The organism is Legionella feeleii (assembly GCF_001467625.1).
Taxonomy (GTDB): Bacteria; Pseudomonadota; Gammaproteobacteria; order Legionellales; family Legionellaceae; genus Tatlockia; species Tatlockia feeleii.
This window is the reverse complement of sequence record NZ_LNYB01000085.1, coordinates 135,450-148,426: the sequence shown is the minus strand read 5'-3', so window position 1 is coordinate 148,426 and position 12,977 is coordinate 135,450. Positions and strand designations below refer to the sequence as shown.

Here is a 12,977-nt window from a genome sequence, read left to right as displayed (position 1 = left end):
CCATCTAAATTTACCAAATCTTTCGTCGACTGTTGGCTAAAAAATAGTTGGACAATGCTTGGTTTATATTTAGTCATGAAAAGACCCTGACTACTACTATAAGCGTTTCGATAAGTGTAAATCCTTTACTTGTCATATCTGTTTTATTCATTATTACAATATTATTGGCAAGGGAGGGGCTAAAGGTAGCTTGTAACAAGACTTCGATTTTCGCCGCCAGATGTGTTTGGGAATTGGGCATCAGTGAATAAGGGAGGATAATTGATTGTTTCATTGCCTAGTTGCATGTCTGATAGAGAGAGATCAATTTCTTTCTTTTTGTGTGTTGGCTCATCAGGGTCAAGTAATACCTCTAATAAGCAACGAGTAGTATCGTGCGGAAAAGGTTCTAATTTTTCTAAAAGCATGGGGTCTTTGATAAAGTAGTCATTATCATTATTGTTGTGCATCTCATGCAATAATTCATCTTCTTTGCAAAAAGCCCAGGCATGCAATTGACGGCGCCTAATTTGTATTTGCGCCAACAAACCTTGCTTTGCGAATCCAGCCAGGCTTTCCAACCAATTAGCGCTATGAGTTATGCCGTTGGCTGCTAACCGAAAGAGGTGGCCTGCCGTATTGTCCCAGACTAATGCAGCAACAATCAATGAGGTACCTGCAGTATAGGCTAGTTGTCTGATAAGGGGATTTAGGCAAGTTAAGCCAAGGCGGATAGAAAACGATAAAATATCAATGGTGGGCAAGAGGATTAGATTTTTAAATAAGGCTACAGGAGTCAGGGTAAATATCCGCAACAGATTGAGGCTGTTATTAAGCCAAAAGTTTTTCACATAAGGTTTAAACGAAATATTAAAACCATAAAGAGGAGATAATCGAAATCCTGGTAAATAGTTACGATTAGTTAGCCAATGGGAAAAATCAAGCAAGGCCTGGCCTAAAAGGTGCCAATTTCCCATAATGGCAAGCGATTTACTTAACAAACCTGTTAGTCCTAAAAAGGGGACATGGATAAATAAGCTCCCCATTTCCAGTAGGGGGACAGTAGTTAAAGCTAACGATAAATCACCCAGTGCCGCAAGCGTTTGTCTGCTGTTATAGCGGATTAAAGACCGGCTTTTTTTAAGGCCGGATAAGAAACCTTTTCTATAACCATAATGATAGCCCTCGGCAAGAGGACCCAAGACTATTTTTGCCAAGGTCAACCCGCTTTTTAAGAGCCATTTGACTGAACCAAACAACCAGTCTTCCCCGGGATGCATAACGGTTGAATACAGCGCAGCCCCACCTTTACCACCGAATGCGGCGTAATTAAAATACGGGAAGCGGCCCTTTTCCTTTTTGAATGTTGGAATGGTATTACATAAGCCATAGCCTAAACTCAAGGCCAGAGCAGCAATAATAGCTACCTCTGCCGGATCGTCTTTTAATACAGTGGCTGCTTTAACAAAAAACTGATCAAGATCGCCGCCTACAACAATAGTTTGCCAATAAGTGACTGCAGCAGAAATTGCTTCAGCAGTAGCACCATGACTCATCCATTTGCCAAGTTCCTGAGTGGGTTTAATACCTGAAATAAGCTTATTCAAATGTAATTTTTGCAAGAGCTTGGTTAGCATTTCTGGTGCAATCACTGCTCCTGCGCCATAAGCATAGGCAGCCATTGCCAAGGTGCCAACGATGGGATTCTTTTCATTGGTCTCAATAAAAAAACCTGCTATATGGCGTACTACCCCCAGCAGCCGATGTAGTGGATTATCATAGGCGGGCGGGCTTGGCGGGTGGTTCTCACGAGCGATTACATAACGACTTGTAGCAACTTGTGTTTTCACAAACTCTTCCAGCGTTTGCCCATTAGCAAGGACACCTTCTTTGCTTAAAAAATGCTGCAATGAGATTAGGTGCGGCGGAGGGGTATTTGGCTTACTTTCAACTAAATTATGGCCACTATGAATATGGTAAATAAATTCATTACCTAGGTCATATGCTATTAGCTGGTATAAATGCTCATATAACTGAAAGAAAAAGGTCGGTAGGCGGGAAAAAAAGGCTTTAACACGCAAATTAATTCGTTCAGGCAAATAAAGATGATGCTTACTGAGTTGGCTTAAAGTAAATAAATCTTCTCCGCTGGGTAACGGGTAGTAAACATGTTTCTCCACAAAAAAATGGAGCACCACTATTTCATTGTCTATACGTACAATGACTTGCTGATCAGGTAACTCTACCCAGCTGCCGTTTTCAAGATTAGTAAGCAATGCTATTGCTTCCTGGAAAGACTTTGCCGTTAGTTTTGCTATCCTTTGTTTGGTAAACGCTGCAACTAAATCATCAAGTTTTTTGTAGCCAATTTGTTCCAAACCCCTTAAATGGTAATAGGGTTTGATGCGAGTGATTGATAAACCGTCAAGCCTTGTGTTCGTGTTAATTGTCTCTGTAGGCTGATGCTGAATGGTCAGGTGGTTAATCCAATCTCTGCTATCATGCCAGAGTTGGCGTAAAAATAGTGCCAGGCGTTTAAAACGATTTGCGGGGATAGTTAGGGCTGGTGCCGGATTAAGGCCATAAAGTTGACAAATAACACGTATAGTGTCATTTAACGCTTCCTCATCTTGTCCGATGTGTAATTCACTGTCCCAGACAAAACAGGATGGTCTGGAGTTGGATGCATCAGCGTCATATTGGGTGAAATCGAGTTGATCGATTCGTGTTACCTGATAAAAACGATTGAACTCATAATGCTGTGCCATTTTTACTGCATCGAAGAGAATGCGATTTAACTCTCCTTCCGAGATAATAGGATTATTGGCAAGCAGGCGATTTTTAGCGCTACATTCGTCCAGTATCGCAATGATATCTCCACGTAAAGCCTCTTGGGCGCTCCAGTTATCAGGCGTTATATCACGTTCGCGAGACAACAGCTGTTGAAGATTAGCAATACACTGGGATGCCAATTCATATTTTGCAGTTTGCGTGTCTGTGAGGGGTTTTTCATAACTGTCAGCACGAATACGGTAACGATGCACATGATTGATGGCATTAGCTACTAGTGAGGCAGTGCGCTCACCAGGAAGTTGCTGCAGTTTTTCCGGTGTATTTGTTAACAAAAATAATTGTACAGTTCCCTTATTATGATTGGCGACCATGCGCAGGCAATCGCCACCTGGGAGGCGATAATCCATACCATAGTAGCCATACAATACAGTACCGGCTTGATTGGTAACGGGGGAACCTGTAATAGTTGGTACTGCTTGATGAGAAAAAGGTTTAACTTGCAAAGGTATTATTGCTTGTAAGCGCCCATCAATATATTCCATTCTGCCCATATTACACTTGGTTATTGAGGATCCCTTGTGCAACACTATATGCTTTTATACAACAATGGCAAGTAAATTTGCACTAAGTCGATTGGATGATAATTAAAAAGTTGTTAGCTAATTAATTCAAGTACAAAATTTCGTTTTGCGGAAGAGGATGGACTATCATTTTTTTGGGCGAATTTTGATTCTTGTGTTAAGAATATGGGCATCGCTGGCAATCTTGTAGGTGGACTGTTAAAATGTGCTAAAAATAAACAGGATTTAGGATTAATGACAAGTTACTGCGGTTATATTGCCTTGGTTGGGCGACCTAATGTGGGTAAATCAACTTTACTGAATCATATCTTACAACAAAAGCTAAGTATTACTTCTAAAAAACCACAAACTACAAGACACAGTATTTTAGGCATACAGACTATTGAGCAATATCAATATGTTTATGTAGATACTCCCGGAATTCATCAGGGATCAAAAAAGGCGATGAATCGCCTGATGAACAAAACAGCAATCAGTGTCTTGCGCGATGTGGATGTTATCGCTTTTTTAGTGGATGGAACACATTGGGAAGATGAAGATGAATATGTGCTGCGTTTGATTAAGCAGGCTAATGTTCCTTGTATTCTTGTTGTCAATAAAATAGATAAGATTAGCGATAAATCGTTACTGTTACCCTGGTTAGAGCAGATCAGTCAGCGTCATGATTTTGCGGCTATCATACCCCTTTCTGCCAAGACAGGAGTGCAAGTTGATAATTTGCAACAACAATTAAAAGCCTATTTACCCGAAGGTCCCCATTTATTTGCGGATGATCAATTCACAGATCGGCCTATACGGTTTTTATGTGCTGAATTGTTACGGGAGAAAATTTTTCGTTTTTGTGGCCAAGAATTACCATACTCAACAACTGTTGATATCGAATCCTATAAGGATGAGGGTAGTTTGGTACGTATACACGCTTTAATTTTAGTCGATAAAGCCAATCATAAACGCATCATTATTGGTGATAAAGGGCAGAAATTAAAAGAAATGGCCACCGGCGCCCGTTTGGATATGGAGCAATTACTGGGCAAAAAAGTTTTTTTACAATGCTGGTGTAAAGTAAAATCCGGTTGGGCTGATGATGAGCGTCTATTAAAACAATTAGGTTATGACCACTGAAACGCTGGAAGGTTGGGTTTTACATAAACGCCCCTCTGGTGATACGAGTGTGCGGATAACCTTTTTTACCCGCGAAAAAGGGGTGCTCACCTGTTTATGTAAGGGGGGGCGCACTCCGAAAAAACAAGCCCTTTTACAGCCCTTCAGTTCCCTATGGTTAGCCATTGATACCCGGAAAGATTGGTATTATGCGCGTAGCATCGAAAGCACTACCACTGGTTTTAAACTGAATGGGGAGGCACTTTTTGCCGGCCTTTATCTGAATGAGCTACTCTATTATGCTCTTGCCCCCATGGATGCCCATCCAGAACTCTTTGATGTTTATCTGTTAACTTTGCGTGGTTTAACCACTACAACTGATAGGTTAGTGATAGAAGCACTGTTAAGACGTTTTGAATATGCGCTTCTTTTGGCCTGTGGTTGTTCTATTTCGTTTACTGAAGAAGCTTGTTCTACTAATGCAATTGTTAGTCATAAACAATACCAATTTATTGCTAGCACAGGCTTTATGGCTTCCAATGAAGGGGGGGTGTCTGGCGGTGATATTCTCGCCCTCTCTCAAGGACGACTTAGTGATTTGAATGTACTGAAAACGGCAAAAATAATTATGCGTCAGGCAATTGATCATCTGCTAGGTGGACGAGAGCTTAAATCACGCTCCTTATATATCCGGCAAAAAAATTAAATAGGCTTCTTGTGAACCTCCCTTTGGAGAAGAGTGTGGGGAGAAAGGCCGAGTAACGCTAATCCACTAAAGTTTCGCAGACACTCTAATAATTGGCATGCAAATCGCTTGTGTAAGCCAAAGCAGGCGTTTTCTTAGCAAATGAAGTTGCCAAGTATAGAAGCCAGAATGGTTTCGAGTCATAATTTAGCGGAGTGTTTTTGAATTTAATGGTGAATAATGATTAAAGAAATTTTACTAGGCGTTAATATTGATCATGTTGCCTCTGTGCGCCAGGCTCGAGGTACACGTTACCCTGATCCTGTACAGGCAGCTATCGATGCCGAGGAAGCCGGTGCTGATGGAATTACCCTACATATGCGGGAGGATTTACGCCATATTCAGGCCCGTGATGTCAGATTAATTAAATCTGTACTGCAGACACGTATGAATTTGGAACTAGCTGTCACTGATGCAATGCTGGATTTTGCCGAAGAAATTATGCCGGAACACACCTGCCTTGTTCCTGAGAAACGTGAAGAATTGACTACAGAAGGTGGATTGGATGTGTTAGCTAACTACCAACTGGTTTCTAACGCCGTGAAACGTTTAACAGAAATGGGTAGCGAAGTTTCCTTATTTATAGATCCTGATCCAAAACAAATTGAAGCAGCGGCTGAAATTGGAGCTCCCACTATTGAGATACACACAGGCTGTTATGCGGATGCCAGCAATGCCGCTGAACGAGCACGAGAACTGCAAAGAGTAAAGGAAGCTGCAGAGTATGCTGCAAGCCTCAATTTAATTGTTAATGCCGGTCATGGATTAAACTACCAAAATGTGAAGCCTATTGCAGCCATCAAAGAACTACACGAATTAAACATTGGCCATGCGATCATCGCCCGAGCTTTATTTTGTGGATTAAAAGATGCGGTGAAACATATGCGCCAACTTATGTTGGAAGCAAGAAATTATGTCGAATACTGAGGCGATTGTTATTCGTTTGACTGGTGATTCTGGTGATGGTGTTCAGCTTGTAGGTGAGCAATTAACCATCACCGCAGCACTGACCGGACGTGACGTACGGACCTTGCCTGATTTTCCTGCGGAAATCAGAGCACCTGCAGGGACTGTTGCGGGAGTATCGGGATTCCAGTTGGCGATGGCTGAACAGGCTATTTTTACTGCTGGGGAAACCTTGGATGTATTGGTAGCCTTAAATCCTGCCGCTTTAAAAAACTCACTGGAATACTTAAATCCAGGTGGTTTATTGATTATTAATGAAGATAGTTTTCAACCTAAAGATTGGCAAAAAGCAGGTCTAACGAGCGAATTCCTTGACAGGGTTGCCGATCAGTATCACGTTGTTTCCTTACCTCTGATAAGCCAGACTTTGCAAGCGGTTGAGACACTTGCGATGAACCATGCCCAAGCTAAAAAAGCAAAGAATTTTTATGTGTTGGGTTTAGTACTTTGGCTGTTTGATTTGCCTACGGCAAGTTGTTTGGCTTTTATTAATAAAAAATTCAAAGCGAATCCACAGATTGCTAAAGCCAACGAGTTGACCTTATTGGCAGGTTATAATTATGCCATGACACTGGAGTTGAGTCGGCGGCAATTTATGCTTGGGCAGGTAAGCCGTGAAAGCGGTGAATACAGACAAATCACGGGTGTAGAAGCCGTGGCTCTCGCTCTGGCAACACTCGCTGTCAGCACCCATATACCATTGTTGGTATCAGGTTACCCTATAACACCTGCCTCTGCCATTTTACATGAATGTGCGAGATTAGCAGACTACGGTGTTCGTTTATTACAAGCTGAAGATGAAATCGCAGCGATTTGTTCTTGCATAGGTGCTGCTTATGGTGGTTGTTTAGCCTTAACTTGTACCTCTGGGCCTGGGTTGGATTTAAAAAGTGAAAGTCTTGGTCTGGCTGTGATGACAGAACTACCTCTTGTTTTAGTGGATGTCCAGCGTGCGGGGGCGTCTACTGGACTGCCTACTAAAACTGGTCAAAGTGATTTACGCCAGGCTTTGTACGGTCGTCATGGAGAGGCTCCATTACCTGTTCTCGCTGCAAAATCGCCTTCGGATTGCTTTAACACAATTATTGAAGCGTTTACTTTGGCAATTAAATACATGACGCCAGTGATTGTTTTACTGGATGCTTATTTGGCGAATGCGGCTGAACCTTGGAAAATACCTGCGATTGAATCAATTAAGATACCGGCAATTGATTTTAACCGTTTCCCCAAACCTTACCAGCGAGATGAAGTTCTATCACGTAGTTGGAATGTTCCTGGTACAGAAGGGTTCATTCACCAAATAGGAGGGTTGGAAAAACAGGGTGAAGAAGGAAAAGTTAGTTATGATGCAGATAATCATCAAAAAATGGTCAAACTGAGAGCGGAGAAAATTGCAGGTATGGCTCGCGATTATCCCAATTTACAGTTAGATGGTGATGAAAATGCCCAAATTTTGTTAGTAGGTTGGGGAAGTACGTACGGTAGTCTTAAATCAGCAGTGAACCAATGTCGTGCTGAGGGTATAACTATTGCTCTGTTACATCTACGCCATCTCAATCCTTTACCACAAGAATTAGGTCAGGTCATGGCTGGTTTTGATAAGATTTTGGTTGCTGAATTAAATTCGGGGCAATTGTGCCAGCTTCTGCGGGCAACCTATTTACTTGACGCTCAATCTATTAATCAGTGCAATGGCCAACCCTTTACTGTAGGTTATCTTGTTAAAGCCATTAAATTGGAAATTAACCATGAACAACAGTTATAAACGCGAAGATTTCACTAATGCAACCGAAGTCCGTTGGTGCCCAGGATGCGGTGATTACGCTATTTTAGCTGCTTTACAGCGTTTATTACCAGAATTAGGTTTGCCACCGGAGCAACATGTATTTGTGTCAGGAATTGGATGTGCAGGTAGGTTGCCTTATTATATGAACACCTATGGTTTTCATACTATTCATGGCAGAGCAACAGCGGTGGCGACTGGCCTTAAAGCCATGCGGAATGATTTAACGGTATGGGTTATCACCGGTGATGGAGATGCCCTTAGTATTGGCGGTAATCATTTGATGCATTGCGTAAGACGCAATGTGAATATCAATATCTTGCTCTTTAATAATCAAGTTTATGGGTTAACAAAAGGACAATTTTCACCAACTTCTCAAAAGGGGCAGGTCACTAAAACGTCACCAGAAGGGGTGAATAATGAACCTATAAATCCTTTAATGATTGCACTGGCGTCGGGAGCTAGTTTTGTTGCACGTGCCGTAGATAAGGATCCAAATCATCTGGCTTTAATTCTTAGGAAGGCATACGAGCACCAGGGGTGTTCTTTTGTAGAGATTTATCAAGACTGCAATATTTTTAACCATGGTGCTTTCGATGCCTTTGCTTTAAAAACAAATCGAGCTGATAAAACAATTTTGCTGGAAGAGGAAAAGCCTCTGTACTTCGGGGCAGAACAAGAATGGGTGTTGGCTTTACAGAATGAATCTTTACACTGTATTCCGAGTGTCGACTGTATTGATAAGAATACACTGTATCACCATGACTCAAGTAATTATATTGCTGCAATGCGCCTGGCCCAGCTTAATTTTCCAGAATTCCCAGTACCCTTGGGTATTTATTATCAAAAATCCCGTGAAATATTTAATCTTGATAAACCGAGTCAAAAATCAGTGTCTGATTTGCCTGCCTTATTTCGGGCTAGAGCAAATTGGCAGCAAGGTGAAAAAACCAGGTAGTTTGGGTGTTTACCCCTGTGTAAGTCGAAAGCTGTAACTCAGGAATGAAATACACTCAACTTCTAGAAAATTAAAATCCCGGGTTTCCGCTACGCCCGCACCCAGGCTACCGTACCAGTTTTGAGTGTGTAATAAAGCCAAAAAAAATCCCGGCTAATTTCACCGGGATCCAGGTTGAGGAGACATCTATTAGTCGCGTCCTGAAAAAGCACTCAACAAGTTAAGCAGACTCACGAACAGGTTATATATGGATACGAACAATGAGACGGTTGCCGAAATGTAATTCGTTTCTCCGCCATGAATAATTTCACTGGTCTGGAATAAAATTAAACCGGAAGAAATCAGTACAAAGGCTGCTGATATAGCTAGTTGAAGCGCTGGAATTTGAAAGAAGATACCAGCAACCATTGCCAACAAAGCGACCATGATGCCTACAAACAGAAAGCCACCCAAATAGCTGAAATCTTTACGGGTAGTTAATACATAGCCTGATAAGGCAAAGAAAATCATACCCGTCGCACCTAATGATGTGCCTATCAGCTGAGGGCCGTTTGAAAAATTGGCAATGTAAAAATTAAGAATCGGTCCCAAGGTATAACCCAGAAAACCGGTGAACGCGAAGACGCTTACTATTCCAAGCGCGCTATTTCTTAATGCTTGTGTCAAGAACATCAAGCCATAGACGCCAACAATCATAAGCAATGGATTTAGGGGTTTAACAGCAAAAGCGTAAGCAGCATACGCAGTTAATGCGCTAAATAAAAAAGTCATGCCAAGCAAAAGATAAGTGTTACGAAGTACTTTGTTTGTGGCAAGTACTGAATCACTACGTTGGCTTAACACAGTAACGTCATTTCGGTTCATGCAATAACTCCAGATAATTTATATTTCTAGTTTAGCATATCTATGGTCGGCTTGCCCATTTTTCAAGTCTATAGAACTGTATAAATACTCGCAAGCAGTTTACATACTCTCCTTGTTTAGGGTTGTTAAAAGAGAATTCCCAATCAAGCTCATAAATCTTTTCCTCAATATGGGATCTTTTTTCAAATTCGTTGTAGTGGGGAAGTTACAAGAAGATATGGAGTGCATGAGTGTACATGCAACCACACGAGGGATTTGAGCGCTTTATCGACGGAGCTAATTTCGCGCTAAAGTATAGTTTAAAGAGATCTATTGAAAGATCCTGATTTAATCACCGATAATTACAGATAGTTTTTACTATTATTGGTTGGATAATTTATGCCTAAAGTTGCTGCTGTGCAAATTGTTTCGTCCGCTTCCGTTGAAAATAACTTAAAACAGGTTGAACAATTCTTTATTGATGCAAGGGAAAAGCAAATTGATTTACTGGTTTTGCCAGAAAATTTTGCGTTTATGGGCGTGAATGAAAGTGATAAATTGCAAATTGCCGAGAAATATGGGGCAGGAGCAATTCAAGACAAGATGAGTTCCTTAGCCAAACAATATGGACTGTGGGTTATTGCCGGAACTCTTCCTTTAAAAGGTCTGCACGACCGCGTGAAAACGAGTTGTCTCGTGTTTGACGATGAAGGGCGCTGTGCGGCCCGTTATGACAAAATTCATCTTTTTGATGTACGGGTTTCTGAGCAGGAGGCTCACCAGGAATCTGCAACAATAGAACGAGGCGATGAGGTGGTGGTAGTAGATACACCAGTGGGACGAGTGGGTTTGACGGTTTGTTATGACTTGCGTTTTCCTGAATTGTATCGACAATTAGTATTAAGAGGTGCTGAATTATTTACAGTGCCATCGGCATTTACCGCAGTCACAGGGGTTGCACACTGGGAAGTGTTGTTGAGAGCACGTGCGATTGAGAATTTATGTTACGTTATAGCCCCTAATCAGGGGGGACTTCATGAAAATGGCCGACAAACCTATGGCCATAGCATGATAGTTGAACCTTGGGGAAAAGTAGTGGCTCAGCAGGAGAATGGGTTGGGTATGTTGACAGCTGATATTGATTTACAGCGGCTGCAGCAATTGCGTCGACAATTTCCTTGTAATGATCACCATGTTCTCTTGGATAAATGACCGTTATTTTTGAAGGTAAAATTATGTCTCAAGTATTAACTATTGCTAAAGATTTGTTGTTAAAACCAGCTGCTCTGGATGAGTCGGTAGTCGAAAAATTGATTCGTTCGATGATGGGTCGCCACGTAGATGATGCTGATCTTTATTTTCAAAGTAGTAGCTATGAATCTTGGTATCTGGAAGATTCAGAAGTTAAAAGCGGCAGCTATTCCATTGATCGTGGGGTTGGCATTCGAGCAGTCAGTGGTGATAAAACAGGTTATGCTTATTGCGATGATATTTTATTGCCTGCAATGCAGCGTGCGGCTGATGCGGCACGTTCTATTGCTTTTAGCGGCACAAAGGCGACTCAATCGATTCAAGTAGCAGCTTCGCCTATTACACGTTACGCCGATATAAATCCCATCGAAGGAATGACCAAGCAGGACAAAATTGCATTGCTTGAAGCAATCGATAAAGAAGCGAGACGGATAGATCCGAGAGTTATTCAGGTTAATGCATCTTTAAGCGGTTGTTTCGAAGTCGTTATGGTAGCAGGGATACATGGGGAAATGATTGCCGATATCAGGCCTTTGGTCAGTATCAATGTGAGTGTGATTGTTGAAGATAAGAACGGGCGCCGGGAATCAGCCCGCTCTGGCGGCGGCGGTCGTGTTGCCTATTCCTACTTTGTTGAACAAGAAAGAGCATTGGGTTATGCGCGGGAAGCAGTGCGTGAAGCCTTAATTAATCTGGAGGCAGAAGAAACACCTGCTGGTACTATGCCAGTGATCCTGGGACCCGGTTGGCCTGGTGTTTTGCTTCATGAGGCGGTAGGACATGGTCTTGAAGGTGATTTTAATCGTAAAGGGTTATCTGCTTTTTCAGGCCGTTTGGGACAGCAAGTTGCCGCCAGGGGTGTTACTGTGGTTGATGATGGCACCCTAAAAGATAGACGAGGTTCACTAACAATTGATGATGAGGGAACTCCTTCCCAGTGTACTACCTTGATTGACGATGGGGTACTAGTCAATTACATGCAGGATAAATTAAATGCCAAATTAATGGGTATGAAACCTACAGGTAATTGCCGGCGGGAGTCTTATGCTCATTTACCAATGCCAAGAATGACAAATACATATATGCGTGCAGGAAATTACAGTCCTGAGGAAATTCTGCGTTCTGTAAAACGCGGTTTATATGCAGTAAATTTTGGTGGCGGACAGGTTGATATAACATCTGGACAATTTGTTTTTTCTGCCAGCGAAGCTTATCTCATCGAAGATGGCAAAGTGACCAAACCTGTTAAGGGTGCTACCTTAATTGGCAATGGCCCTGAAGTAATGAAAAAAATCTCTATGGTTGGAAATGATCTTTCATTGGACAGCGGTATCGGTGTTTGTGGTAAAGATGGCCAATCAGTCCCTGTCGGTGTAGGACAACCAACCCTTAAAATTGATGCTCTGACTATTGGTGGCACCCGTTAATTTGGGTGCTTTAAAGCTTTCTGCCTATATTCTGCCATGATGGTCTTTTGAAGATCTTTTCGCCTATCACCTGGGCGTCAAGCCTAAAAAATTATCCTACCGTACAAAAAAACTCTTGTTCTTTATAACGGCTTCTTTATAATCGATTTATACCCGTTCATAAGGAGAGTGAATATGTTAACCAGTTTAGTAGCATGGATAGAGGGTAACGAAGAAGACTTTCCTTTTGAAAACCAAACCTTGACACGCCATTTTTTTGAGAAAGAACATACAATTGAACAACAGTATCACCAAAGATTAATCGCAAAAGCCAGGGTCGCATGGTTTAAGAGAGACAAGAAGGCCGCTACAAACCAGGTTTCCCTTCCAGAAGCTGAAGCTGTAGAAAAACATCAGCATCTCTTGAATTTTATAGAGTTCGGTAAAAGGGAATTAGCAACAGTTGCAAGTGACAGCCTATTCTCCCTCGCCCTTAAGTATTGTTTGAGTTTTCCCGCAGAAAGTGATAGCGCTAAATTTATTCTTAAAAGTACACAGCTATTTATGGCTT

General features: G+C 41.8%; 10 protein-coding genes. 8 read left to right on the top strand and 2 right to left on the bottom strand.

The features are described from left to right. Positions 1–179: 179 nt before the first annotated feature. Positions 180–3,323: a hypothetical protein gene (locus tag Lfee_RS12930; RefSeq protein WP_064088353.1), complete on the bottom strand. Its 3,144-nt coding sequence runs from the start codon at positions 3,321–3,323 to the stop codon at positions 180–182. 264 nt (positions 3,324–3,587) lie between these two features. Between Lfee_RS12930 and era the strand changes: the two genes are divergently transcribed. The 5 genes from era to Lfee_RS12905 all read left to right on the top strand — a co-directional run bounded on the left by era (position 3,588) and on the right by Lfee_RS12905 (position 8,906). Next, positions 3,588–4,475: a GTPase Era gene (gene era, locus Lfee_RS12925; RefSeq protein ID WP_058448020.1), complete on the top strand. Its 888-nt coding sequence runs from the start codon at positions 3,588–3,590 to the stop codon at positions 4,473–4,475. Next, positions 4,465–5,160 (top strand): DNA repair protein RecO, encoded by a 696-nt coding sequence (recO, locus tag Lfee_RS12920; protein WP_058447420.1) that lies wholly within the window; start codon positions 4,465–4,467, stop codon positions 5,158–5,160. Before era ends, recO begins: the two co-directional genes overlap by 11 nt. Before the next feature lie 219 nt (positions 5,161–5,379). Continuing rightward, positions 5,380–6,126 carry a pyridoxine 5'-phosphate synthase gene (pdxJ, locus tag Lfee_RS12915; protein ID WP_058447419.1) on the top strand — a complete coding sequence of 249 codons (747 nt, stop codon included), beginning with the start codon at positions 5,380–5,382 and terminating at the stop codon, positions 6,124–6,126. Next, positions 6,113–7,930 (top strand): 2-oxoacid:acceptor oxidoreductase subunit alpha, encoded by a 1,818-nt coding sequence (locus Lfee_RS12910; protein WP_058447418.1) that lies wholly within the window; start codon positions 6,113–6,115, stop codon positions 7,928–7,930. Before pdxJ ends, Lfee_RS12910 begins: the two co-directional genes overlap by 14 nt. Next, entirely contained in the window at positions 7,914–8,906 is a 993-nt protein-coding gene (locus Lfee_RS12905) for a 2-oxoacid:ferredoxin oxidoreductase subunit beta (protein ID WP_058447417.1), read from the top strand. The genes Lfee_RS12910 and Lfee_RS12905 overlap by 17 nt, the downstream gene beginning before the upstream one ends. Positions 8,907–9,095: 189 nt before the next feature. Here the strand turns inward: Lfee_RS12905 and Lfee_RS12900 are convergent, their stop codons facing one another. Then, entirely contained in the window at positions 9,096–9,770 is a 675-nt protein-coding gene (locus Lfee_RS12900; protein ID WP_058447416.1) for a Bax inhibitor-1/YccA family protein, read from the bottom strand. A gap of 378 nt (positions 9,771–10,148) precedes the next feature. Between Lfee_RS12900 and Lfee_RS12895 the strand changes: the two genes are divergently transcribed. The 3 genes from Lfee_RS12895 to Lfee_RS17425 form a co-directional block, all read left to right on the top strand. Continuing rightward, the gene (locus tag Lfee_RS12895) at positions 10,149–10,961 is read left to right on the top strand and encodes a carbon-nitrogen hydrolase family protein (protein WP_058447415.1); all 813 of its coding nucleotides are present in this window, start codon (positions 10,149–10,151) and stop codon (positions 10,959–10,961) included. A gap of 23 nt (positions 10,962–10,984) precedes the next feature. Then, a complete protein-coding gene (tldD, locus tag Lfee_RS12890) occupies positions 10,985–12,427 on the top strand; it encodes a metalloprotease TldD (protein WP_058448019.1) in 1,443 nt (480 codons plus the stop codon). 174 nt (positions 12,428–12,601) lie between these two features. Beyond that, on the top strand, positions 12,602–12,977 hold a 376-nt coding region (locus Lfee_RS17425; RefSeq protein WP_193786961.1), incomplete at its 3' end, for a hypothetical protein.